Genomic DNA, 22837 nt, shown 5'->3' with positions numbered 1-22837 from the left:
CGCGGGGGTTTTTCTTTGAGCAAGCTGCGAGCAGGCGCTCAGGACGTATTCAGACCGCCATCGGCGCCGTAAGCGGCTCGTGGTGGCGGTAGCCGACCAGCGAGAAGTCCGACGGTTCGATTTTCTCGAGCCATTCCGGCTCGTACACGCCGGTTTTAGCGTAGTCCGGCACGCGGTCCGATATTGCGAAGGCCGGGCTTTCATACGGTTCGCGCTTGAGCTGTTGCTGCAGCATATCGAGCTGGTTCTCGTAAATGTGCGCGTCGCCGATGAAATAGGTGAACCAGCGCGGTGTATAACCCGTCAGGCGCCCGACCAGATGCAGCAAGGCCGCGCCTTCGGTCAGATTGAACGGCGTGCCGAGGCCCACATCGTTGCTGCGAATGTACAGGCACAGCGAAATTTCACGGCGCGCGACGTTCGGCAGGAACTGGTAAAGCAGGTGGCAAGCCGGCAGCGCGATCTGGTCCAGCACCGCGGGGTTCCAGGCATGAAACAAAATTCGCCGGTCGGCGGGGTTCTGCATGATCGTGTCGAGACACTGCCGCAACTGATCGATCGCTTTGTACAACAGCACTTTGCGGCTGCCGTCTTCCTCGAATTCCGTCACCACCTGGAAGCCGCGCGCGGCGGCGTCGGCCCGTTGCGCGCTCGCGCCTGCGTCCAGCACCTTGTAGGCCGGCCACTGGCGCCACTGCACGCCGTAGACGTCGCCGAGGTCGTCCGGACCCTGACGATACGGATTGGCAAGCCACTGCGGATTCTGGTTGGCGTTCGCGTCCCACACTTTGCAGCCCAGATCGCGAAAGTCCGCGGCACTGCGCGAGGCGCGCAGAAACCCGACCAGTTCGCCCACCGCCGACTTGAACGCCAGCTTTTTCGTAGTGACCGCGGGAAAGCCCTGCTGGAGGTCGAAGCGCAACATGGCGCCCGGCATGCTGATGGTGCGGATGCCGGTGCGGTTCTCCTGCCACGTGCCGGTGTCGAGAATCGTGCGGACGAGGTCGAGGTATTGTTTCATGCGGGTTCCTTCGACGAAGCGCGCTCCGGCCCTTGGGTCAGGAGCATGCGCCACGGATTGAGCGGAAAACCCGATTTTAACAAGCGCGGCCGGACGGCGCCCGGTCGGGGCGCGCGGCGGAGAAAATATCGGCTGAAAAGTCCGTCAAAGATGCGGCACCGAGACCGGCAGTTCGCCGTGCGGTGTGGCCAGCGGTTCGCCTTCCATATGGCGCATGCCGTGTGAGCACAGCAGGCGGTACAGCGTCACGCGCGAAATGCCGAGTTCATGCGCGGCGTCGCCGAGACGGCCACGATGACGCAGCAGCGCAAGCTCGATCGCCTGACGTTCGGCCGCTTCGCGCGCCTGCGCGAGCGACACGGGTACGATCTCCACGTATTCGGCCAATTCGAGATCGCGCGCCGTGATCGCGCGCCCTTCCGACATCACGATGGCGCGCCGCACGCGATTGATCAACTCGCGCACGTTGCCCGGCCAGCCGTAGTTATGCAGCGCAGCAATGGCGTCGGGTGCGAAACCGCGCAACCGGCGGCTTGCATCTTTTTTGAAACGTTCCAGCATGTGCCGGGCAAGCAGTTCGATATCCTTACCACGTGCGCGCAACGGCGGTTCGTCGATTTGCAGCACGCACAGGCGGTGATACAGGTCGGAGCGGAACCGTCCCTCGATCATCGCGGCTGTCATATCTACGTGGGTGGCCGAGATGATGCGCACGTCGACGTCGATCGAACCGTGGCCGCCCAGCCGCTCCACTTTGCGTTCCTGCAGGAAGCGCAGCAGGCTCGCCTGGCTTTCGAGCGGCAGATCGCCGATTTCGTCGAGGAACAGCGTGCCGCCGTTGGCCGCTTCCACGCGGCCGATCTTGCGCTGATTGGCGCCGGTGAACGCGCCGCGCTCATAGCCGAATAGTTCGGATTGCAATAGATGCGGCGGAATCGCGCCGCAGTTGATCGGGACGAAAGGCGCATTGCGGCGCGCCGAGCGTTCGTGGATCGCGACCGCGGTCAACTCCTTGCCCGTGCCCGATTCGCCCGAAATAAACACTGGCGCGTCGGTCATTGCCACTTTGCGGATCGAACGGAACAACGCGAGCATCGCGTCGCACGACCCGACCATTTCGCCTTCAGCGCCAGTCGACCCATCGTTCGATGCCGGCTCGCCGAGCGAGATCATGCCGTACGCGTGACCGACCGAATCGACGATCCTGTCGCCCGAGTAAGGCACCGTTACGTAGTCGAAACAATAGTCCCGCACGAGCCGGCGCAAGGCCGCGTCCTGCAATTGTCCGGGTGTGGTGGCCGCAACCCAGCCGACGTTCGGGATGGTCAGACAGGACTCAAAGGCGGCGATTTCGTGTGGCTGAAATTCACTAGACAGATCGAGCAAGCCACCCGCTGCCATTCCGGCGCGAACAGCACGGCGTACCTCGCGCGCCGACCCCACGACTTCGACATGCCAGCCGCGTTGAAGGAAGCGCGTATTCAGTTCCGCGCTCGGATCGCGTGAAACGTAAATCAGTTGCCGCGTTGCGGGTTCCATTATTCAGATCCTCTCGTCAACGAACGTTAAGGATGACGCACGCACCTGAACCGGAGTTCAGACACGCTGACTCGTTCGGGATTCGCGAAATAGCAAAACCCGAACGGCCATTCCATTCCGTGCGGACAGCTGATCCCCAAGAAAGCGGCGTGTGTGTTTGAGACGGCCCGTTAGCGGGCTTTTTTAAATCTGAAGCTGTTTTCGAGAGCTTACTATACGCGCGCCACTTGGAAAACAATTATGCGAATTTAATCGGAGACCCCTTGTCCAGCAAGGCAAGGAGGGCGATCAATACTTATTCAGCTTATGAATAAAAGCATTGTGGAAGCGCTTTTCCTGGCGTTCACCCCAAGTGGTTCATTCCGTCGGATTTAACGAATTACAGGTATTTTCTGCCTGCCGTTTCAGCGCTGAAACGTTTTTACCCGATTTCTCAGTTGTTACTCCGCGGTAAGCGAGTCCCCTCCAGACGCACCAATGGATTGCGACTCATGGCACACGTTTCGCTAAATGCTGTGCACCAAGGAGACACATCATGCGACTCGTTTTCCGCATCGACCTGAGCAACTTTGCACCTTGCGCCACATTGTGCGCCGCCGCGATGGCCTTGATCGTGCTGCCCGCCGGCGTCAATGCACAGGAATCCGCACTGGTTCAAGCGGCCACGATGAGCGAAACCGCGGATGCCGGGTCCGTCACCCTCGCGAGCACGACACTCGCAGCGGTGGCGGCCCCGGACATCGCGGCCACCCAAACGGCGAGCGCCGCCGCGGTGGACAACGCCGTGGCCGGCACGGACGACCGCGCCGCATCCCGCAGCGATCTGGCCGGCAACGCGCTGAGCATTCCCGCCGACGCCGCGTCGCCGGACAACCTCGCGCTGGACGATCAGGCGTTGTCCCGCCAGCGCGGCGGCTTCGGCGGCATGTTGATGGTCGCGGCTACCCCGCAAATGATGCGCAGCTTCAATAGCGGCAGCAACGGCGTGACGCTGTGGGACGAGATCGCCCCGCCGTCGCAGGTGCCGGTTCCCGTCGACGTTGCGCGCTCGGCGCAAGGCAACGTGACGAGCTACCAGAGAAATTAGTGGAACGACGCCCGCTCGACGCCATAAGCCGCGCCGGCCGAACGTCCGCCTGCAAGGAACTGACATGAACGCCTCAACCCAGATGCCGCGCACCCGCAGCCCCCGCGCAGCCCTGCTGTCCGTGCTGATCGGCGTGCTCGCTGCCGGTGCCGCGACGAGTGCCGCCGCGCAGGCGACCCAGCCGGGCAACCTCGTCATCGAGCGTGACATTACGCCGCGAGATGCGTTTGTCCCGGTGCCGAGGAACCAGGACCCGATTTCCGTGCAGGTTCAAACCTTCCCGAAGGCGGCTTTCGATGGCTCGATCGGCACGATGGCGAGCGATCTCGACCTGAACAGCGCGCACGGCACCACCGGCATCACCGGCAACGGCTTTATGCCATCGCTGGTCGGCGCAAACGGCATCCAGCACATGCTCGCGGGCAACGGCAACGCCGTTCCAGTGGGTGCAGGCGCCAGCTTCGGCGGCGCCGGTGGAATCGGCAGCTCGATTGCCCAGTCGGTCAACGGTGCCCTCGCCCCCCTGGGCGCTGCTTTAGGAGCCATGAAATGACAACCTCACGCGCACCGGCCAGGCGCCTTCCGTCACGCAAGCAATCGCGCTGGTCCCTGCTCGCCTGGGCATTGCTCGGCTGTGCAAGCGTCGCGGCGCATGCTCAAACGCCACCCGCGCTCGTCGACGCGCAGGCGCTGATCGGGAACGCTGCGGCCGCCGGCGCGACGGGTGTCGTGGCCATCAACGAAGCAGCGGGCCTCGACAACGCGCAAGCGAACCAGGGCGTGTTCACCAACGGACGAGTCCCTCTCAATCTGATCGGCAGCTCGCAAAGCGCGGACACGAACGCCAGGACGACGGCCGCGAAAAGCACGATCAGCAGTAATGCATTTTCAAACACCTCTGGCCTTATCGAAGTGAATCAGTCGGCGGGTGTAGGGAATCTCCAGCGGAACAGTGCCGTCGTCGGCTCTGGACCGACTGGAGCGGAGATCGTAGCGGATGGGGTGCTATCCGCTACGACCGCCAAAGGCGGTGGTCTGGGAAGGCCTAGCGATAACCACGACGCACGCGAGGTATCCATCGGTGCGGACGCGCTCAAAAACGTCAGTGGGATTGTGCAGATCAACCAGACAGCCGGCTCAGGTAACGTCAGTTCAAACAGTTTTGTGCTCCGTCCCCCGGCGGGCACCTTTTTCTAACGAGCCACACTCTTTATCGGAGCGTCATCATGAAGCGCACACTCATTGCAGCGGCTGTCCTGTCAACGATGGCAGCAGGTTCGGCTTACGCCGAAGGATGCACGGCCGGCTGCGACCCGGCTGAGCTCTTTACGGCAACGAACGTCTATACCGACATCGGCGAATTCGGCTTCATTACGCTGCGCGGCAAGGTCGACGTGTCGAGCAGTTCCGGCGCCACGGTCAACAATACCCAGAACGTGAGCATCGGCGGCGTCGACATGAAAACGCCACCGCAGAGCTACACCTCCGGCAAGGTGACCACCACGATCGACACGACGAAGGCCTGGGACCATGAAAGCGGCAGCGGCAGCGGCTGGGGGGTGAGCCAGTCGTATAGCAACAACGCCTGGGCCTACAACAAGAGCAACACGCAAACCAGCTCGGCCTCGTCGAGCGCCGCGTTTATCGCAGGCGGCGGCTTCGCGACAGGCATCGAATCGTCGTACAGGGGCTACAACTATGTGAACACCCATGCCTCCGCGAACGGTTTCCTCGCAGCGGGGTTTATCGCCGGTCTTGGCGGCGGCCCGGGCGTGATCTTCGGCGGCGTTGCAGCAGGCTTCGCTGGGGCGCTGAACACCCACGCGTCGGAGAACTTCGGCGGCGGGCTTGCTGCCCAGGCAGCCGGCTACGGCGTGGCGTACGGCGGCTACGCAGCAGCCAGCCAGAGCACCGCGACGCAAACTCGCAGCGGCTATGGCGACGAGGCCCATGCCAGCTTCTCGGAAGGCAGCCACGCCTATGGCTGGTCCCATAACTTCGACGAAAATTCGGGATCGGTCACAGTCATGGGCACCATCACCCAGCACATCAACACCGAAAAGGCGACGAAGATGACCGCCAGCATCGGCAGTGGCGCGCTGGCCAACGTAAGCGGCAACATCGGCGTCAACATCTCCTCCGGCGTAGACAACGCCCAGTCCAACGACGCCGCGCTGTCGAACATGGATGTCGGCCCCGTGTTCGGTACCGCTCAGATCTACTCGACCCAATCGTCGATGGGCACGGCGAAAGTGGGAGACTTCAACTTCGTTGCTTCCGTCGGCGCAAACGCACTGGCCAATGCAACCGGCAACATCGGCGTGAACGTGGCCTCGGGTGTGGGCAACGTGCAAAACAACAGCCTGGCAGCATCGGCTACGACCGACAGCAGCAGCAGCGGTATGGGCTGGGATCATGACAAGGGCAGTATGCAAGGTGGCGAAGTCATCGCCAGCGACCAGAACTGCCAGACGGCCGATGCAGGCGTCAATGGCCATTTCACCGGCTCGGCGACGCTCGGCGCGGGTGCGCTTAACCACGCTAACGGCAACATCGGCGTGAATATCGCGTCGGGTGTAGGCAACCTGCAACACAACGGCCTTGCAGTCGCCAGCGTGTCGCATCAGTAATTAAAGCTGCATCGCAGGAAGACACCGGTCAGCCTTCGGGCTGACCGGCTGTCTCCGCAGTGGGGGGGATAGACCATGTTCGGGGTGAGCAGGGTAACGCGTGGCTTTTTTATGGCACTCTTCGCTGGACTCGTGCTGTCGCAGACGGGCCACGCGCAGAGTGCCCTTTCCATGAACGCTGCTGCGGGCGTGCCGTTCGATATGAACGTGCGCTCGATCCGCGAGCTACGCTACAACCACATCGTTTCGCAGCGTTACGACTACAGCTGCGGCTCGGCCGCTCTCGCCACGTTGCTGAAGTACGGCTACGGCATCGACATTCCCGAAACCGAAATGATCCGCCGCATGATGGTGTTTTCGACACCCGAAGTGGTGGTGAAGAACGGCTTCTCGATGCTCGACATGAAGAAGTTCGTCGAAACGATCGGCCTGCGCGGCCGGGGTTTCCGCGTCACCTCCGAAGCGCTCTATCACCTGCAGATTCCCGTGCTCGTGCTGATGAACAGCGACGGCTACGAGCACTTCGTCATCGTCAAGCACGCGGAAAACAGCCGCGTCTTCATTGCCGACCCAGCGCTCGGCAACCGCATCGTCATGGAAGACGACTTCGTCAAGAAATGGAACGGCCTCGTGTTCGCGGTCGTTGGCAAGCCATTTATGGAGGATTCTCCGCTCTTGCAAGGCAACGAGTCGCTCGCGCTAAAACTGCGCGAACGTGCGCTGGAAAACGGTACGGCTGCGACTCCCTTTGTTGAATACGGTTTGATAAAGGCAGAGTTGTTCTGACTCATCATGGACCGAAACTTAGTCACCATAGGCTGTGCGTTGTGTTTCACAACGTGCGGCCTTGCTTCAGTCGCACATGCTGCCGAGCAGACGTCGACAGTGTTTGAAGACGTCAGCGCCCTCAAGCTGCAACCCGTCGACGACACCATCCTCGCCAACCAGACCGGCAAAGGTATTGTTGGGGACATCATTTCAGGCGTTGTCATCACCCTGCTGTCGCAATGGCAGTTGCCCAATGGCGCCACCGCTGTCGCCTCGGGCGCACTCGCCATCGGTACCAACAACCCCAACCATCCGAGCGTCCAGTTCAATTCATCGGCCTCCGTGACCGGCCCGAACGGCCCCTCAGGCAGCGGCGCCAACCACAACGCCCACGCGAGCGGCGGCCAGAACGTCAACGTCAACGGCGTCTCGCAGATCGCCCAGGTGGCCGGCAACGGCAACCTCGGCACCAACCAGGCGCTGATCGATTTCGACGCCTCGCCAGGCAGCTTGACGGGAGGGTCCTTTAACAACGCAACGTCGGCCGCCGCAAGTAATGCGAACGGCTCGGTGAAAGCCTCCGTCACACTCGCCAACGGCGGCATTTCGATTGCGCTGCAGACACCAACCGGTATCGCCACCCAGACCGTCGCGCCAGCCAGCGCGCAACAGGCCGGCATGATCGCCCAACTCTTGCAGATTGCAGGCAATAACCAGCAAGTCGCCAACCAGTTGCAACTGCATTTGCAGACGCAACAGATGTCGGCCTCGATGCTGCGCCAGATAGGCGTCCTGCAAGCGCTGCAAAACACCGTAAGGAGATAACACGGGCCGCCCACCCGATCAGAAAGGAGACCAGGCATCAAAGCGACCGCTCGACGCACAAGGAAACACGCGACGCGCGGTCAGAATACCGGGGGAACAAAAATGATCAGATTCTCAAGGACCAGTGCGCCGCGCATGGCGTTAGCGGCGATTCCAGCCGCAGCCATGCTGTTTGCGCTATCGCAGGGGGTCAGCGCGCAGGCGCTCGCCGATCAATCGGTTGAAGACCGGCTGAACACGCTCATGCGCGTCGTCAGCGAGCAGCAAAAGCAGATCGTCTCACTCGAACGGCAGGTCACGAACCTCGAAATGGCGCAGCGCGGCCGGGGCGCACCGGGTTACGGTGAGCCGACCGGCAATGGCGCTGTCGCCGAGCAACCCGGCGCGGACGGCCTGCCTGTGCCGCTGCCGCCGCTGGCCCAGGTGAACCCGGGCACGCCCGCGCCGGGCAGCAGCACGGCAACCGGCGTGCCGGTCAATCCACCGGTGCCAGACAACAGCAGCGGAGGCGGCCTGCCGGCAGCAACCGACGGCAGCGGCGCGGTCGGCCAGACGCAGAAGGCCGCGCAACCGGTGCGCACGCAATCGGAAGACGCGGTGGTGCAGAGCCAGCAGCACACGCCGCTGTTCGAGCACAAGCTGACCCTCGACTGGGGTATCAACGATACCTACTACGACCGCCGCCAGTTGCAACTGTCCGGCTTCCTCGCGCTCGACGCGATTTTCCTCGGCAACATCAACCTCGGCGAAACCAAATCGCACCAGGTGATGGCCGACCTCGACACGCGCTACGGTCTGACCGACCGCATCAGTGTCGACGTCGACGTGCCTTATATCTACCGGCATAGCAACTTCATCGTCGGCGGGGCCGGCGGCGCGGCGAATACGGTCTCGGACGCCTCGGCCAATTCGAGCGACATTGGCGACGTCAACTTCGGGATCTACTACCAGTTCCTGAAGGAAACCAACAATCTGCCGGACATGGTCGGCAGCCTGCGCATCAAGGCGCCGACCGGTTCGTCGCCGTTCGGCATCAAGCTGGCGCAGGTCGATGCCAACAACACCAACCTCGTCGCCCCCACCAAGCTGCCCACCGGCACCGGTTTCTGGAACATCACGGCGGGTCTGTCGGTGTTGAAGACCTACGATCCGGTCGTGCTGTTCGGCAGCGTTTCGTACACCTACAACATTGCCCGCTCGTTCTCGGACATCTCGTCGGTCATCGGCCAGACCGAACCGGCGACGGTCAAGATCGGCGACGTCGTGCAGTTCGGCGGCGGTGTAGCACTGGCGTTCTCGGACAAGGACTCGGCCAGCATCTCGTACACGATGGCGCTGGAACCCGAGTCGCAAACCAAGGCGCCAGGCGGAACCTATTCGAAGGTGCCGGGCAGCGAGACCACCGCTGCCGCACTGACCTTCGGTTTGAATCACGTAGTGAACAAGCATTTGACGATCAACGGTTCGGTGTCCGTCGGCCTCACGCCCGACACGCCGAATTTCGTGATCGGTGTGCGCTTTCCCTACACTTTTTGACGTGTCAACGATACGAGGTTGATCGTGCGCGAATCACCCCATCTGAGCAGCGTTACACCGCCCTCCGGCGCTCATCTTTCGATTGCCCGGGCGCAGGAGGTTCCTGTGAAACGAGCAACGGAAATCCTCGGGAAGCGCCCGTCGGAAGTCTCTTTGGCGCTCCCTCAGGAGGCCGCTACGGGGCGCATGCACGAGCCTTCTGCCGCCGCCACGAAGGAGACCGGTCTGCCGCACACGCAGACCGAACGGGTGTTGCTGTACGTTGCGCGCACGCCGGACGAGACGCTGATCGCGCATCTGAAGAGCCGCGGCTGGCACGTGACGGCGGCCCGTTCGGCGCATGAGCTCGCGCGCCTCTCCAAGCCTGATGTGGTATGCGCCGGCATCGTCGACCTCGCCAGCTTTGCGTTGCGCGATCTTGGCGGCCTCGAAGCGAGCCTGCGTCAACAGCAGATCGGCTGGATCGCGCTCGCCACGTCAGAACGCCTCACCGACCCCGGCGTGCGGCGCCTGATTCGCCACTATTGCTTCGACTACGTCAAGATTCCGGTAGCTCACGCCACGATCGACTACCTCGCCAGTCACGCATTCGGCATGGTGACGCTGTGCGATACGGACGATATCCCGCCAGCCGCGCCCGCCGCCGACGACGAAGACGAAATGGTCGGGACCTGCGAAGCGATGCAGCAACTCTTCCGCACCATCCGCAAAGTCGCCAATACCGACGCCAGCGTCTTCATCTCGGGTGAATCCGGCACCGGCAAGGAACTCACCGCGCTGGCGATCCACGAACGCTCACCGCGCCGCAAGGCGCCGTTCATCCCCATCAACTGCGGCGCGATTCCGCACCATCTATTGCAGTCCGAACTATTCGGTTACGAGCGCGGCGCGTTCACCGGCGCGAACCAGCGCAAGATTGGCCGGGTCGAAGCCGCGGACGGCGGCACCTTGCTGCTCGACGAAATCGGCGACCTGCCGATGGAAAGCCAGGCCAGCCTGCTGCGCTTTTTGCAGGAAGGCAAGATCGAGCGGCTCGGTGGTCGCGAATCGATCCAGGTGGACGTGCGAATCATCTCGGCGACCCACGTGGATCTCGAAGTTGCGATGCGCGACGGACGGTTCCGCGCCGACCTGTTCCACCGCCTGTGCGTGCTGCGCGTCGACGAGCCGCCGTTGCGTGCCCGCGGCAAGGACATCGAAATTCTTGCGCATCACATCATGCACAAGTTCAAGACCGACAGCGCGCGCAAGATTCGCGGCTTTACGCCCTCGGCAATCGAGGCGATGTACAACTACAACTGGCCCGGCAACGTACGCGAGCTGATCAACCGGGTGCGCCGCGCGATCGTGATGGCGGAAAGCAAGCTGATTTCCGCCGACGACCTTGACCTCGCGCAGTTCACCGAGCAACAGACCATGACGCTCTCGCAGGCGCGCGAAGCCGCCGAGAAGCGCGCGATCGAAGCGGCGCTACTGCGGCATCGCCACCGGCTGAACGAGGCGGCGACCGATCTGAATATTTCGCGCGTCACGCTTTACCGGCTGATGGGTCAGCACGGCTTGCGGGATCCAAGCGCGGCCGACGAGAAAGCGTCGCTTGAATCGTTCGCCGCCGACGAGCCTTTGCAGGAATGAAGGGGGCGCCTAGCCGGAGGCGCCTAGCCGGGGGCGCCTGGCGCCGCGCCTGGTGTGGCAAGGCCGCGGTAACCTGCAGCACCGGCTGACTCAGCAGCGCCCTCTTGCGCCTCAGGTAGAATCATCCCGGTTACGTTCCCCTTTCCATTCGATGACGACGCTCACCCTGATCGTCGCTCGCGCCAATAATGGCGTGATCGGCCGCGACAACCAGTTGCCCTGGCGACTTCCCGAAGACCTCGCGTTCTTCAAGCGCACCACGATGGGTGCGCCCATCATCATGGGCCGCAAGACGCATGAATCGATCGGCCGGCCGTTGCCGGGACGCCGCAACATTGTCGTGACACGAGATGCCGCGCGGCGCTTTCAGGGCTGCGACGCCGCCACCACGCTCGAAGATGCGCTGAAGCTCGCTGCCCAGGATCAGGCGCCGGAAGCGTTTCTGATCGGCGGCGCACAACTGTATGCGGAAGGACTGCGTCAGGCGGACAAACTGATCGTCACCGAGATTTCCGCCGACTTCGAAGGCGACGCCACCTTCCCTGAACTGGATGAAAACGAGTGGGAAGAAGTCGCGCACGAAACCCATCGCGCGGATGCGCCGAACGATTTCGATTATGCGTTCGTGACGTATAAGCGTAAGGGCGCATGAGCTTATTGCGCGGCACCTGACTGGCGGGCCGCGCTTCGCGCATTGCTCCTTCGCCAGCGGACATGACGCATGCAACCATGCACGCATAAAAAAACGCCACGCAGTTCTTTGCGTGGCGTTTCTGTTTGCAGCCTTCCTGCGGCCCGGCTGCGGCCGCTTCGTGCGCCTGGCTTACTGCCCCGCGATCGTCATCCGTTCGATCAGCACCGAGCCCGTTTCCTTGGTGCCACGCGTGATCGTATCCGCGCCGATCGCGACGATATGGCGGAACATCTCCTGCAGCGTGCTCGCCACAGTGATTTCCTCGACCGGATACTGGATCTTGCCGTTCTCGACCCAGAAACCCGACGCGCCGCGCGAATAATCGCCCGTCACGTAGTTCACGCCCTGCCCCATCAGCTCGGTCAGTAGCAGGCCCGTGCCGAGCTTCCTCAGCATTTCCTCGAAGTCGTCTTCCGGACGCGTCTCCGAGCTGCGCAGCGACAGATTGTGCGAGCCGCCGGCGTTGCCGGTGGTCTGCATGCCAAGCTTGCGCGCCGAGTAGGTGGACAGGAAGTAGCCCTCCACCACGCCGTCTTTCACCACCGAACGCTGTTTGGTGCGCACACCTTCTTCGTCGAACGGCGCACTGCCCATTGCGCGCGCGACGTGCGGATCTTCGACCACCTGGACGTGCGGCGCGAACACCGGCTTGCCAAGGCTATCGACGAGGAACGAGGTCTTACGGTACAGCGCGCCGCCGCTCGTTGCCTGAACAAATGCGCCGAGAATGCCGGCGGCGAGCGGCGCTTCGAACAGCACCGGCACTTTGCGCGTGTCGAGCCCGCGCGCGCCGATGCGCGAAAGCGCCCGTTGCGCTGCGTAACGGCCCACCGCTTCCGGATTGGCGAGGTCTGCCGCGCTGCGGGTCGACGTGTACCAGTCGTCGCGCTGCATGTTGCGGCCGCTGCCGGCGATCGGCGCGCACGCAACGTAGTGGCGCGAGTACGGATAGCCGGCGAGGAAGCCGCGCGAGGTGGCCAGCACGAATTGCGAGTGCTGCGCCGAGACGCTCGCGCCCTCCGAATTCTTGATCTGCGGATCGGTTGCGAACGCGGCGTCTTCCGAGCGGCGGGCGATTTCCACCGCTTCGTCCGCGGAGAGATTCCACGGGTGATACAGATCGAGATCGCGCGGTGCGGTTTCGAGCAATTCCGCTTCGGCGAGACCCGCGCAGTCGTCTTCTGCCGTGAAGCGGGCGATGTTGTACGCCGCCGCGACCGTGTCCTTCAAAGCCTGCGACGAAAAGTCCGAAGTGCTCGCGTTGCCGCGCTTGTTGCCGATGAACACCGTCACGCCGACCATCTTGTCGCGGTTGTGTTCGATCGTCTCGACTTCGCCGCGCCGCACGGAGACGGACAGGCCGTCGCCTTCGGAAATCTCGGTCGCCGCGTCGGTACCGCCGAGCGACTTCGCGTGACGAAGGATGTCCGAGGCGATTTCCTTCAGTTCATCCTGGGTATGCGGAAAAAAGCGCTGCTTGACGTCCATGTCTGCTGCCATTGTCGTTGCCGTCCTGTTCGGGGCCGAGCGGCCCTGTGTGTTCGCCTATGCCACGCACGTGCGCTCGCATTTTACGCGCGCCTGTGCGTGCTCATTTGCTTGCTCATTTGCGTAGTGACGCATCCCGCGATCATAGCAAGGTACGCGAAGCTGTACCTGGCATTCGCTGAGCCTTGCCCGGGCTCGGCGCTGCCCCGGACTTTGACCTGGCTTGCCGGGTTTGCCGGATTTGCCGCGGTCCTCAAAAACGCGCGCGCGATGCCTTGTGCACAGCAGCACGGCGGGTTCACGGTGCGCGGCACGCTACAATATCGGTATGACACGCAAAACCCGCATTCAACCCATCGAATCCGCCGAGCCGGAAGTCGACGAGAACGGCTACGACCGTCCCAGCAAGTCCCAGCTCAAGCGCGACATGCACGAGCTGCAGGAACTGGGCTCGGCGCTGATCGCCCTGCCCAAAGACGCGCTCAAGCGCATGCCGATGCCCGAAAAGCTCGACGACGCCGTGCGCGAAGCGCGCCGCATCACCGATCACGAGGGCAAGCGCCGTCAGGTGCAGTACGTCGGGCGCGTGATGCGCTCGCTGCTGGACGAGGAAACCGCCGCGCTGCGCACCGCGCTCGACACCTATAACGGCGTGAACAAGGCGGAAACGGCCAAGCTGCACTGGATCGAGCGCACCCGCGAGAAACTGCTCGCCGACGACGCCGCGCTGACCGAATTCATCCGTCAGCACCCGAACGCCGATCCGCAGCAGGGTCGCACGCTGATCCGCAACGCCCGCAAGGAAGCGCAGCAAAGCAAGCCGCCGCGCTACTTCCGCGAGCTGTTCCAGTGGATCAAAAACGCTGACGGCCCGTCAGCCGGCACCGATTCCGATGCCGAAGACGGCCTGGAAGAAGATGATGACGACCGCGACGCGTAAGGTGGCACGTCAGCATCCGGACGAAATCGTGATCGGCCTCGTGTCGATCAGCGACCGCGCGTCCACCGGCGTGTATGAGGACAAAGGCATTCCGGCCCTGCAGGAATGGCTCGGCGCCGCCCTGACCTCGCCGTTTCAGGTCGTCACGCGCCTGATTCAGGACGACGCGCCCACGATCTCCGCCACGTTGATCGAACTGGTGGACGAGGTAGGCTGCGATCTGGTGCTGACCACCGGCGGGACCGGCCCGTCACGCCGCGACGTCACGCCGGAAGCGACCCTGGCGGTAGCAACGAAGGAAATGCCGGGTTTCGGCGAGCAGATGCGGCAGATCAGCCTGAATTTCGTGCCGACCGCGATTCTGTCGCGCCAAGTGGCGGTGATTCGTGAAATCGCGGAACATGCGGCGCTGATCGTCAATCTGCCCGGCCAGCCGAAGTCGATCAAGGAAACGCTCGAAGGCTTGCGTGACGCCGAAGCGGGCGGCGCCGTGAAGGTGCCGGGCATTTTCGCCGCGGTGCCCTATTGCATCGACCTGATCGGCGGCCCGTATGTGGAGACGAACGCCGACGTGGTGAAGGCGTTCCGGCCGAAGAACGCGCAGCGCGCGCCTCGGCAGGATTGAAGCTGAAACGGCCGCTTCCGGGTTATTCCGCGGCGGGCGTTTCCGGGACCTGCGAGGCCGCCGGAATCAGGAAGTGCTCGCGGTAGTACTTCAGCTCGTCGATCGATTCGTGGATGTCGGCCAGCGCGGTGTGCATCGCGCGTTTCTGGAAACCCTTGTAGATCGCCGGTTGCCAGCGGCGGCACAGTTCCTTCAGCGTGCTGACGTCGAGATTGCGGTAATGGAAGAAGCGTTCCAGATCCGGCATCCAGCGCGCCATGAAGCGGCGGTCCTGGCAGATCGAATTGCCGCACATCGGCGATTTGCCCGGCGGGACATAAGCGGCAAGAAAGTCGCGAATCTGTTCGGTGGCGTCGGCTTCGCTCACCGTCGACGCCTTCACACGGTCGATCAGGCCCGAGCGGCCATGCGTGTTCTGGTTCCACTGATCCATTTTGGCGAGCGTCTCGTCGCTCTGATGAATCGCCAGCACTGGGCCTTCGACCAGCCGGTCGAGCGTCGAATTCGTCACCACCACCGCGATTTCGATGATGCGGTCGGTGTCCGGCTCGAGCCCGGTCATTTCCATGTCCAGCCAGACGAGATTCATGTCGCTGCGCACGAGCGGCGGCTGTTCGGTGGATGCGAGGATGTCAGTCATGAAGGGAACCCTGATAGCCGGGCAAACAGCTTCACTGGAAGCGAAGCTTGCCGCGGCGATTGTTCGTATGAGATTGGTTTGAGCCGGTTTGGCCCGGGTTTGAGCCGGGGTTGGGCCGGGGTTGGGCTGTGTTTGGGCCGGGTTTGGGCTCATCCCCCCGCCGCCAGGCGGGAAGAAACATATAATTCTCGCATAGATACCACGGAATCCCCGGATGCCTACCCTGTACTTCACTGTTCTGTTCGTCGTCGCCGTCGTGGCGATGGTCGGCACCAAACTGTGGCTCGCGTCGCGGCAGATCCGCTTCGTCGCCGGCCATCGCGAGCAGGTGCCGAACCAGTTTGCCGGCACCATCGCGCTCACCGCGCACCAGCGTGCCGCGGACTACACCGTTGAACGCACGCGCTTCACGATGATCGAGATCGTCGTCGGCGCGGCGGTCCTGATCGGGCTGACGCTGCTGGGCGGCGTTCAGGCGCTCGATCTGGCGATCTCCGACTGGCTCGGCCGTGGCTACGCCGGCCAGATCGCACTGGTCGCTGCGGTCATCGCGATCACCGGCGCGATCGATCTGCCGTTCGAGTACTACCGGCAGTTCGTGGTCGAGCAACGTTTCGGCTTCAACCGGATGAGCAAGGGTATTTTCTTTCTCGACCGTCTCAAGGGCCTGCTGCTCGGCGCCGCGTTCGGCCTGCCGCTGCTGTTCGTCGTGCTGTGGCTGATGAACCAGGCCGGCAGCCTGTGGTGGCTGTGGGCGTGGATCGTCTGGGTTGCGTTCCAGATGCTCGTGCTGGTGCTGTATCCGTCGTTTATCGCGCCGCTCTTCAACAAGTTCGAGCCGCTCACGGACGAAGCGCTGAAAAGCCGGATCGAAGCACTGATGCAGCGCTGCGGATTCGCCGCGAAAGGCCTGTTCGTGATGGACGGCAGCCGCCGTTCGGCCCATGGCAACGCCTATTTCACCGGCTTCGGCGCGGCCAAGCGGATCGTGTTCTTCGACACGCTGCTCGCGCGCCTGTCGGGCAACGAAATCGAAGCGGTGCTCGCGCACGAACTCGGCCACTTCAAGCGCCGTCACGTGATCAAGCGAATGGTCGTCATGTTCGCGATCAGCCTCGCGATGCTTGCGCTGCTCGGCTGGCTGACGCAATGCGTGTGGTTCTATGAAGGACTGGGCGTGCGGCCGTCGCTGATCGGCGGCAATAGCGGCCTCGCGCTGGTGCTGTTCTTCCTCGCGCTGCCGGTGTTCCTGTTCTTCGTCACGCCGCTCGGCAGCCTCAGTTCGCGCAAGCACGAATTCGAAGCCGACGCGTTCGCCGCCACGCAAACCGATGCGCAAGACCTCATCAACGCGCTCGTCAAGCTGTATGAGGACAACGCGTCGACCCTGACGCCCGATCCGCTCTACACCGCGTTCTATTACTCGCATCCGCCGGCGTCGCAGCGGATCGACCGACTGCTGCGGCACGCATGAGCGGCCGCTCCCCGAAAGCGCCGCGCGCGCCATCCAGCACGCGCGTAGGCGGGCTCGTGATTGCCGCGCATGGTCGCCACTACCTGGTCGCGCCGGAAGACGGCAGCCCGATGCTCCAGTGCTTCCCGCGTGGCAAGCGCAGCGAAGTCGCGGTCGGCGATCGCGTGATTTACGAGCCGACTTCGGCGGATCAGGGCGTGATCGTCGAGATCGGCGAACGGCGCAATCTGCTGTATCGCTCGGATCAATACAAGTCGAAGCTGTTTGCCGCGAATCTCGATCAGTTGCTGATCGTGCTCGCGACCGAACCGCATTTCAGCGAGGACCTGCTTGGCCGCGCCTTAGTCGCTGCTGAGGCGAACGAACTGAAGCCGTTGATCGTGCTGAACAAGATCGACGTGACCGGTGCGCTGGAGGGTGCGCGCAAGCGACTCGAGCCGTACCGCGCGCTCGGCTACACCGTGGTCGAAGTGTCGATCAAGACGCAGCCTGACGCCGCACGACCCGCTTTGCTCGAACATCTGCAAGGTCACTCAACGCTGCTGCTCGGCCAGTCCGGCATGGGCAAATCGACGTTGGTGAATCTGCTGATTCCGGATGCCGAAGTCGCCACACGCGAGATCTCGACCGCGTTGAACAGCGGGCGGCATACCACGACCTTCACGCGGCTCTACCCTTTACCGGGTGGCGACGGAGGTGCGTTGATCGATTCGCCGGGCTTCCAGGAATTCGGCCTGCATCATCTGACCGAAGGGCGGCTCGAACGCGCGTTTCCCGAGTTCCGGCCGCTGCTGCCGAACTGCCGCTTCTACAACTGCCATCACTTGCAGGAGCCGGGCTGCGCGATTCTCGAAGCGGTCGCCGATGACCGGATCCGGCGCGAACGGCACGCCCTGTACGCGCAACTGGTGCACGAAGCCAGCCAGATCGTCCGCTAACGCGCGTCGCCGCCAACCCATGGATTCACGATGAAATTGATGCGCGCGCCGAATCTGATCATCGGACAGCATTGGGTCAATGTGCTGCAGACGGCAGGCATCGCTTGCGAGTTGCATAACCGTTATTTGAATGGCGCGCTCGGCGATATTCCGGCGGATCAGTGCGCGCCGGAGCTATGGCTCGTCGATGAACGCGACGAGGCGATGGCGCGGCGTCTGATCGATGCGGCTTCGCATGGGCCGGCCGCAGGCTCGCCTTCGTGGCGATGCCGCCAGTGCGGCGAGATGCTCGAAGCGCAGTTCACGGTGTGCTGGCAGTGCGGGACGGCGCGTGATCCGCTCGATGGTTGAAGCGGGTGGGCGCGGCGCGCGTGACAGGCGGTGAAGCCGCTGCGGCGTGAGCCATAGAAAAAGCCGGGTATGAACCCGGCTTTTTCTATGGCATTGCGTTAGTTACACGCTGATTCAAGCGAACCGCTTCAGGCGAGCCAGACCGCAATCGTCAACATCAGTAGCAAGATCATCCACAGCACCACTGCGCGCCACACGAGACCGACCGCCGATTGCAGCGTGCGCGGCGTGCAGTCGTCGCCGACCTGCATCGGGCCGCCGTCGCCCGTGGCGAGCGCGTCGAGGCTCGACGGCTCGGCGAGCGGCCCGCTCAGACGTGCGCCAAGCGCCCCACTGCCCGCCGCCAGCAACACGCCGTCGTTCGCATCCGGCCACTGACGCGCGTGGTTGCGCCATGCATAAATCGCGTCTTCGAAATTACCCACGATCGCAAAGCCCAGCGACGTGAGCCGCGCCGGCACCCAGTCGATCACGAAAAAAGCGCGCTGCGCGAAACTCGAAAACGCCACGGTGCGATCGTCGACCGGCCGCGCCCATGCACGCGCCAGATACTCGGCGATCCGATACAGCACCGCGCCTGCCGGCCCGACCGGAATCAGGAACCAGAAGAACACGCCAAACACATGCCGATGCGAGGCGACCACGGCGTGAATCAGCGTATGACGCACGATCTCGCTGACGGGCATGTCGACGGTGTCGAGCCCGGTCCATTCGTGCAGGATTTCACGCGCGCGCGGCACGTCGTCGTTGTTCAATGCGAGGTGGATATCGGTGAAGTAATGGCTGAACTGCCGGAAGCCGAGCGTGAAGTACAGCACCGCGACGTTCCACAGGAACGCCAGCGCAAAGTGAATGTGATAAAGCACGTAGTAGACGAGCGCGACAGCCAGCGTCCACGGCACCACCACCACCAGCCACGCGAGCAGGCCATGCTTGGGCTTGCCGGCATCGAATCCGTGCGCCGCCGACTCCGCATGGTATTGAAGCAACGCGGACACCGGATTGTTCGGCGATAGCGCGCGCACCTGTTCAATGATCAAAGCCAGCAATACGGAGAAAAAAGTCATGCGATGCGCCGTGCTTTTCGAGTTTTTACGATTGTTTTATAACGATAGCACAGGGTCGGATGCGACTGAGCGCAGACGTTGACAAACACCCAACAACTGCACAAACGGCGCAACTCACGCCGCAAGAAAGCGATAGAAGTTGCGCAGCATCGCCGCCGTCGCGCCCCAGATGAAATAATGGTCGCCCAATTCACGCTCGCGATCTTCAGTTTCCGCCGACGCGGCCCGCGGATAGGGCATGGCGAAGAAGCGGCGCTCTCCGCCTTCGTAACGAAACACGCGCTCCTCGTGATGCGCGGGGTCCATCAGAAAAGCGAGTGGCACTTCGAACACTTCGGCTACTTCGAATTCATCCGGTTTCAACGTGAAGGGTAGATGCACGAGACCGATCACTGGCGTCACGCGAAATCCGGTGCCCGTCAGATAGTCGGGCAACGCGCCGAGAATTTCAACGCGCGACGGATCGAGACCGACTTCTTCCTGCGCCTCGCGCAATGCCGTGGCGGTCGCATCCGCATCGAAAGGTTCGTGACGGCCGCCTGGAAAGCTCACCTGGCCGGCGTGATCGTTCAGATGGTCGGCACGCTGGGTCAGCAGCACGGTGAGACCGTTGTCGCGTACAACCAGTGGCACCAGCACGGCGGCGACGCGCGGATCGACGTGCTTATCGCGCCAGGGTGCTTCGATAATCGGTTCTGGCGTCCAGTCAAGACGCTGCTTGAAACGTCCACGCAGACCATCGGGCGTCAGGCGCCCGGCAAGCACCGGTGGCAGATCGGCGCCCGTCGCTTCGACAGGCAGAGTTTCAGGCTCAAAGGCGGGGCGGATCAACGGGTCTCTCGGAATGAGCGGATAGGGGACATGCCGCTATTTTGACCTGGCAAACAAAAAAGCACCCGCGAGGGGTGCTTTTTCTTACAGCTTTTACGCTTCCGGAGCAGCGCGGTCTTTCTTCGCGACCAGCTTTTCCTTGATTCGAGCCGACTTGCCCGAACGGTCGCGCAGGTAGTACAGCTTCGCACGACGCACATCGCCACGACGCTTCACGACGATGCTTGCCAGCAGCGGCGAGTACGTCTGGAACGTACGCTCGACGCCTTCGCCCGACGAAATCTTACGGACGATGAACGACGAATTCAGACCACGGTTACGCTTGGCGATCACGACGCCTTCGTAAGCCTGAACACGCTTACGCGTACCTTCAACCACGTTCACGCTGACGATCACCGTATCGCCGGGGGCGAATTCGGGGATGGTCTTCTCGCCGAGGGCACGGCCGATTTCTTCCTGCTCGAGTATTGCAATCAGATTCATCACTGACTCCTAAGTCCATCTTGTCGGCGTTCGTACCTGCCGCGCGCTGGTTTTACCTGTTGCGCTTGGCTACGGCCCCGATAGAGGATGGGTTCACATCTGGCACCGTACACGCATGTGCGGCGCCGCCTATGTCCGCTCGAAAGACCAAGGCTTTACGCCTTCGACACTTCCTTCGCGAGACTCGTAAGCCATGCCTCGTCGGCACGGCTCAACATCTTGTTCTTTCTGGCCTTCACGATCAGATCGGGCCGCTTGTTCAACGTATTGCGCAAAGCCTCACGCCGGCGCCACGCTTCGATTTCCGCATGATGGCCGCCGAGCAGCACATCGGGTACACGCACGCCGTTGTATTCTTCCGGGCGCGTGTAATGCGGACAATCCAGCAGCACGTCGACGAAACTGTCCTGCACCGCCGATTGCGAATCGTTCAGCACGCCGGGCAACTGACGCACTACGGCATCCATCAACGCCATGGCCGGCAATTCGCCGCCGGACAGCACGAAGTCGCCGAGACTGACTTCTTCGTCTACCACACGGTCAAGCAAACGCTGATCGATCGCTTCATAGCGTCCGCACAACAGGATCAGACCGGGTTCGGCCGCGAACTGCATGACACGATCGTGATTCAGTGTGGCACCTTGCGGCGACATCATCACGACGCGCGACGCGCCGATGCCCTGCTCCGCCTGCGCCGCTTTCGCCGCGCCAATCGCGTCTTCGAGGGGCTTGGCCAGCATGACCATGCCGGGGCCGCCGCCGTAAGGGCGATCGTCGATTGTGCGGTAGTTGTCCGTGGTGAAATCGCGGGGATTCCACGTACGCAACCCGTAGCGCTCCTGCTTCGCCGCACGGCTGGTGATACCCCAGTCGGTCAGCGCACGAAACATGTCAGGAAAGAGCGTCACGACATCGAACTGCATCGCTCTCTCCAGTCAGCGAGTTATTTAGTAATCGGCTTCCCAGTCGACGATGATCTGCTTCGCCGCCTGATCCACCGTTTTGACAAAGACGCCGACGAACGGGATCAAGCGCTCGCCGGTGACCGGCTTACCGCTTTTGTCGGTATCCGGGTATTCGATGCGCAACACCGAGTGCGCACCGTTGTCGATCATGTCTGCAACCTTGCCGAGGTTGACCCCGGCAACGTTCACCACATCCAGGCCGAGCAGGTCGACCCAGTAGAATTCGTCGGCTTCGAGGGCCGGAAATTCGCTGCGGCTGATATAAACGCGCGTGCCGCGCAGCGCCAATGCCACATCGCGGTCAGTTACGCCGCCCAGATGGGCCACGACACTGTCGCTATGCGTTTTTGCCTGCAATGACGGCGCCGACTTGCGCTCATGGCCTTTCATCAGCCACCAGCGCTTTGCGCTTAGCAATGCGTCGCCGCCATGCCCGGCATCCGCATGAGCGGCTACCTTGACCCAGCCTTTGAGGCCGTAAGCGTCGACGATTGCACCGACCTCGACCGCGTCGGCCGGCCAGCTTTCCACCGTTTCAGCTCGCATTTCTGCTGCGCCGGAAGCGGCGTCTGCAACTTTGGCTTTCGCCTTGCCTTCGGCTGCCTCGACCGGTTTGCGGACGAATGCACCGAACGGCGCCTGACCAGACGTCTTCGCGCGCGTGGCTGCTACTTTTGCCTTTGCGCGACCTGAACCGCCGGAATCACGCTCAGACATAAGAACACCTCGAAGAGAACCTCGCTGCCAACTTCGACGTCTGCTTCAGCAAAACTCGCGCATCGGACTGCCCACGCAAGCTGCGCGAGCCGCCGGCCGAACCGACGACGATACGCATGCTAGCTACCATTAAGCAGCCGGCTGCGCCTTTTGCGCTTCTTTCACGAGACGCTCGACGGTCGGCGACAGTTGTGCGCCAACGCCTTGCCAGTACGTCAGGCGGTCTTGAGCGATACGCAGCGACTCACCCTTCGTAGCGACCGGGTTGTAGAAGCCAACGCGCTCGATGAAGCGGCCGTCACGACGGTTACGCGAATCGGTTGCGACGATGTTGTAGAACGGGCGCTTCTTGGAGCCGCCACGAGCCAAGCGGATGATGACCATATTAGAATCCTTGAAAACCGGGGTGCGGAACGACTGAAACACGCGATTATAGCGGGAAACCGACGCCATAACAAACACTTACCGCGATAAACTGAGCGGCGGGGTTGCGCCGGCCAGACAGGCGGGAGCCTCGGACCACACTGACATGCCCGAATTACCTGACGGAGCGCCCGTGAAACTCCTGCTGCCGCTTGCGTTT

At 62.7% G+C, this 22837-nt stretch carries 24 protein-coding genes; 14 read left to right on the top strand and 10 right to left on the bottom strand.

Annotated elements, in window-relative coordinates; translation table 11 throughout:
• Positions 1-49: 49 nt before the first annotated feature.
• Both KHO23_RS23425 and KHO23_RS23420 read right to left on the bottom strand, forming a co-directional pair.
• Positions 50-1021, bottom strand: coding sequence for a thymidylate synthase (locus KHO23_RS23425; RefSeq protein WP_211613609.1), 972 nt, complete (start codon positions 1019-1021; stop codon positions 50-52).
• Between the two features lie 144 nt (positions 1022-1165).
• Positions 1166-2560, bottom strand: coding sequence for a sigma-54 dependent transcriptional regulator (locus tag KHO23_RS23420; RefSeq protein ID WP_211613607.1), 1395 nt, complete (start codon positions 2558-2560; stop codon positions 1166-1168).
• A gap of 535 nt (positions 2561-3095) precedes the next feature.
• On the opposite strand from KHO23_RS23420, the gene KHO23_RS23415 reads away from it, so the two are divergent.
• The 9 genes from KHO23_RS23415 to KHO23_RS23375 all read left to right on the top strand — a co-directional run bounded on the left by KHO23_RS23415 (position 3096) and on the right by KHO23_RS23375 (position 11693).
• Positions 3096-3647, top strand: a complete 552-nt coding sequence (locus KHO23_RS23415; protein WP_211613605.1) for a hypothetical protein — start codon at positions 3096-3098, stop codon at positions 3645-3647.
• Positions 3648-3711: 64 nt separating this feature from the next.
• On the top strand, positions 3712-4200 hold the full coding sequence (locus tag KHO23_RS23410) for a hypothetical protein (RefSeq protein WP_211613603.1): 489 nt from the start codon (positions 3712-3714) through the stop codon (positions 4198-4200).
• Positions 4197-4844 carry a hypothetical protein gene (locus KHO23_RS23405; RefSeq protein ID WP_211613601.1) on the top strand — a complete coding sequence of 216 codons (648 nt, stop codon included), beginning with the start codon at positions 4197-4199 and terminating at the stop codon, positions 4842-4844. Before KHO23_RS23410 ends, KHO23_RS23405 begins: the two co-directional genes overlap by 4 nt.
• A 29-nt stretch (positions 4845-4873) precedes the next feature.
• Positions 4874-6277, top strand: a complete 1404-nt coding sequence (locus KHO23_RS23400; RefSeq protein WP_211613599.1) for a hypothetical protein — start codon at positions 4874-4876, stop codon at positions 6275-6277.
• A 111-nt stretch (positions 6278-6388) separates the two neighbouring features.
• On the top strand, positions 6389-7063 hold the full coding sequence (locus tag KHO23_RS23395; RefSeq protein ID WP_236066963.1) for a C39 family peptidase: 675 nt from the start codon (positions 6389-6391) through the stop codon (positions 7061-7063).
• A gap of 6 nt (positions 7064-7069) precedes the next feature.
• A complete protein-coding gene (locus tag KHO23_RS23390) occupies positions 7070-7870 on the top strand; it encodes a peptidase C39 (protein WP_211613595.1) in 801 nt (266 codons plus the stop codon).
• A 102-nt stretch (positions 7871-7972) separates the two neighbouring features.
• Positions 7973-9406, top strand: a complete 1434-nt coding sequence (locus KHO23_RS23385) for a hypothetical protein (protein ID WP_236066961.1) — start codon at positions 7973-7975, stop codon at positions 9404-9406.
• Between the two features lie 186 nt (positions 9407-9592).
• Positions 9593-11041, top strand: a complete 1449-nt coding sequence (locus tag KHO23_RS23380; RefSeq protein WP_211613660.1) for a sigma-54 dependent transcriptional regulator — start codon at positions 9593-9595, stop codon at positions 11039-11041.
• A 151-nt stretch (positions 11042-11192) separates the two neighbouring features.
• A complete protein-coding gene (locus tag KHO23_RS23375) occupies positions 11193-11693 on the top strand; it encodes a dihydrofolate reductase (protein ID WP_211613593.1) in 501 nt (166 codons plus the stop codon).
• A 171-nt stretch (positions 11694-11864) separates the two neighbouring features.
• Here the strand turns inward: KHO23_RS23375 and pmbA are convergent, their stop codons facing one another.
• Positions 11865-13235 carry a metalloprotease PmbA gene (gene pmbA / locus KHO23_RS23370; RefSeq protein ID WP_211613591.1) on the bottom strand — a complete coding sequence of 457 codons (1371 nt, stop codon included), beginning with the start codon at positions 13233-13235 and terminating at the stop codon, positions 11865-11867.
• A 316-nt stretch (positions 13236-13551) separates the two neighbouring features.
• On the opposite strand from pmbA, the gene yjgA reads away from it, so the two are divergent.
• The gene (yjgA, locus tag KHO23_RS23365; RefSeq protein ID WP_211613658.1) at positions 13552-14163 is read left to right on the top strand and encodes a ribosome biogenesis factor YjgA; all 612 of its coding nucleotides are present in this window, start codon (positions 13552-13554) and stop codon (positions 14161-14163) included.
• Positions 14144-14788: a molybdopterin adenylyltransferase gene (gene mog, locus KHO23_RS23360; RefSeq protein ID WP_211613656.1), complete on the top strand. Its 645-nt coding sequence runs from the start codon at positions 14144-14146 to the stop codon at positions 14786-14788. The genes yjgA and mog overlap by 20 nt, the downstream gene beginning before the upstream one ends.
• 22 nt (positions 14789-14810) lie before the next feature.
• On the opposite strand, the gene orn is transcribed toward mog, so the two are convergent.
• The gene (gene orn, locus KHO23_RS23355) at positions 14811-15428 is read right to left on the bottom strand and encodes an oligoribonuclease (protein WP_211613589.1); all 618 of its coding nucleotides are present in this window, start codon (positions 15426-15428) and stop codon (positions 14811-14813) included.
• 214 nt (positions 15429-15642) lie between these two features.
• Between orn and KHO23_RS23350 the strand changes: the two genes are divergently transcribed.
• From KHO23_RS23350 to KHO23_RS23340, 3 genes are read left to right on the top strand one after another with little or no spacing between them, the layout of a single operon-like run.
• Positions 15643-16902 (top strand): M48 family metallopeptidase, encoded by a 1260-nt coding sequence (locus KHO23_RS23350; protein ID WP_211613588.1) that lies wholly within the window; start codon positions 15643-15645, stop codon positions 16900-16902.
• Complete coding sequence (rsgA, locus tag KHO23_RS23345; protein WP_211613587.1) at positions 16899-17840, top strand: ribosome small subunit-dependent GTPase A; 942 nt, start codon at positions 16899-16901, stop codon at positions 17838-17840. Before KHO23_RS23350 ends, rsgA begins: the two co-directional genes overlap by 4 nt.
• Before the next feature lie 30 nt (positions 17841-17870).
• A complete protein-coding gene (locus KHO23_RS23340; protein WP_211613586.1) occupies positions 17871-18191 on the top strand; it encodes a putative signal transducing protein in 321 nt (106 codons plus the stop codon).
• Positions 18192-18319: 128 nt separating this feature from the next.
• Here KHO23_RS23340 and KHO23_RS23335 read toward each other — a convergent pair whose 3' ends face one another.
• The 6 genes from KHO23_RS23335 to rpsP all read right to left on the bottom strand — a co-directional run bounded on the left by KHO23_RS23335 (position 18320) and on the right by rpsP (position 22638).
• Complete coding sequence (locus KHO23_RS23335) at positions 18320-19258, bottom strand: CobD/CbiB family protein (protein WP_120290324.1); 939 nt, start codon at positions 19256-19258, stop codon at positions 18320-18322.
• Between the two features lie 114 nt (positions 19259-19372).
• Positions 19373-20089 carry a CoA pyrophosphatase gene (locus KHO23_RS23330; protein WP_211613585.1) on the bottom strand — a complete coding sequence of 239 codons (717 nt, stop codon included), beginning with the start codon at positions 20087-20089 and terminating at the stop codon, positions 19373-19375.
• A gap of 93 nt (positions 20090-20182) precedes the next feature.
• Positions 20183-20572 (bottom strand): 50S ribosomal protein L19, encoded by a 390-nt coding sequence (rplS, locus tag KHO23_RS23325; protein ID WP_012433948.1) that lies wholly within the window; start codon positions 20570-20572, stop codon positions 20183-20185.
• Positions 20573-20727: 155 nt separating this feature from the next.
• On the bottom strand, positions 20728-21495 hold the full coding sequence (gene trmD, locus KHO23_RS23320; protein ID WP_211613584.1) for a tRNA (guanosine(37)-N1)-methyltransferase TrmD: 768 nt from the start codon (positions 21493-21495) through the stop codon (positions 20728-20730).
• Positions 21496-21519: 24 nt separating this feature from the next.
• Complete coding sequence (gene rimM / locus KHO23_RS23315) at positions 21520-22254, bottom strand: ribosome maturation factor RimM (RefSeq protein WP_211613583.1); 735 nt, start codon at positions 22252-22254, stop codon at positions 21520-21522.
• A 129-nt stretch (positions 22255-22383) separates the two neighbouring features.
• A complete protein-coding gene (rpsP, locus tag KHO23_RS23310; protein ID WP_006050280.1) occupies positions 22384-22638 on the bottom strand; it encodes a 30S ribosomal protein S16 in 255 nt (84 codons plus the stop codon).
• Positions 22639-22837 lie beyond the last annotated feature (199 nt).

This window comes from Paraburkholderia haematera, assembly GCF_905220975.1.
GTDB classification, from domain to species: Bacteria; Pseudomonadota; Gammaproteobacteria; order Burkholderiales; family Burkholderiaceae; genus Paraburkholderia; species Paraburkholderia haematera.
Note: the sequence above shows the minus strand (reverse complement) of the source record. Positions and strands in the feature narration are given on the sequence as shown.

Excerpts from the sequence above, each read along its gene's own strand:
- KHO23_RS23380 (WP_211613660.1), top strand. The coding sequence starts at position 9,593 with ATGCACGAGCCTTCTGCCGCCGCCACGAAGGAGACCGGTCTGCCGCAC.
- mog (WP_211613656.1), top strand. The coding sequence starts at position 14,144 with ATGACGACCGCGACGCGTAAGGTGGCACGTCAGCATCCGGACGAAATC.
- rplS (WP_012433948.1), bottom strand. The coding sequence starts at position 20,572 with ATGAATCTGATTGCAATACTCGAGCAGGAAGAAATCGGCCGTGCCCTC.
- KHO23_RS23405 (WP_211613601.1), top strand. The coding sequence starts at position 4,197 with ATGACAACCTCACGCGCACCGGCCAGGCGCCTTCCGTCACGCAAGCAA.
- KHO23_RS23335 (WP_120290324.1), bottom strand. The coding sequence starts at position 19,258 with ATGACTTTTTTCTCCGTATTGCTGGCTTTGATCATTGAACAGGTGCGC.
- KHO23_RS23350 (WP_211613588.1), top strand. The coding sequence starts at position 15,643 with ATGCCTACCCTGTACTTCACTGTTCTGTTCGTCGTCGCCGTCGTGGCG.
- KHO23_RS23375 (WP_211613593.1), top strand. The coding sequence starts at position 11,193 with ATGACGACGCTCACCCTGATCGTCGCTCGCGCCAATAATGGCGTGATC.
- KHO23_RS23410 (WP_211613603.1), top strand. The coding sequence starts at position 3,712 with ATGAACGCCTCAACCCAGATGCCGCGCACCCGCAGCCCCCGCGCAGCC.
- orn (WP_211613589.1), bottom strand. The coding sequence starts at position 15,428 with ATGACTGACATCCTCGCATCCACCGAACAGCCGCCGCTCGTGCGCAGC.
- KHO23_RS23340 (WP_211613586.1), top strand. The coding sequence starts at position 17,871 with ATGAAATTGATGCGCGCGCCGAATCTGATCATCGGACAGCATTGGGTC.
- pmbA (WP_211613591.1), bottom strand. The coding sequence starts at position 13,235 with ATGGCAGCAGACATGGACGTCAAGCAGCGCTTTTTTCCGCATACCCAG.
- KHO23_RS23425 (WP_211613609.1), bottom strand. The coding sequence starts at position 1,021 with ATGAAACAATACCTCGACCTCGTCCGCACGATTCTCGACACCGGCACG.
- KHO23_RS23385 (WP_236066961.1), top strand. The coding sequence starts at position 7,973 with ATGATCAGATTCTCAAGGACCAGTGCGCCGCGCATGGCGTTAGCGGCG.
- rsgA (WP_211613587.1), top strand. The coding sequence starts at position 16,899 with ATGAGCGGCCGCTCCCCGAAAGCGCCGCGCGCGCCATCCAGCACGCGC.
- rimM (WP_211613583.1), bottom strand. The coding sequence starts at position 22,254 with ATGTCTGAGCGTGATTCCGGCGGTTCAGGTCGCGCAAAGGCAAAAGTA.
- trmD (WP_211613584.1), bottom strand. The coding sequence starts at position 21,495 with ATGCAGTTCGATGTCGTGACGCTCTTTCCTGACATGTTTCGTGCGCTG.
- rpsP (WP_006050280.1), bottom strand. The coding sequence starts at position 22,638 with ATGGTCATCATCCGCTTGGCTCGTGGCGGCTCCAAGAAGCGCCCGTTC.
- yjgA (WP_211613658.1), top strand. The coding sequence starts at position 13,552 with ATGACACGCAAAACCCGCATTCAACCCATCGAATCCGCCGAGCCGGAA.
- KHO23_RS23390 (WP_211613595.1), top strand. The coding sequence starts at position 7,070 with ATGGACCGAAACTTAGTCACCATAGGCTGTGCGTTGTGTTTCACAACG.
- KHO23_RS23395 (WP_236066963.1), top strand. The coding sequence starts at position 6,389 with ATGGCACTCTTCGCTGGACTCGTGCTGTCGCAGACGGGCCACGCGCAG.
- KHO23_RS23420 (WP_211613607.1), bottom strand. The coding sequence starts at position 2,560 with ATGGAACCCGCAACGCGGCAACTGATTTACGTTTCACGCGATCCGAGC.
- KHO23_RS23400 (WP_211613599.1), top strand. The coding sequence starts at position 4,874 with ATGAAGCGCACACTCATTGCAGCGGCTGTCCTGTCAACGATGGCAGCA.
- KHO23_RS23415 (WP_211613605.1), top strand. The coding sequence starts at position 3,096 with ATGCGACTCGTTTTCCGCATCGACCTGAGCAACTTTGCACCTTGCGCC.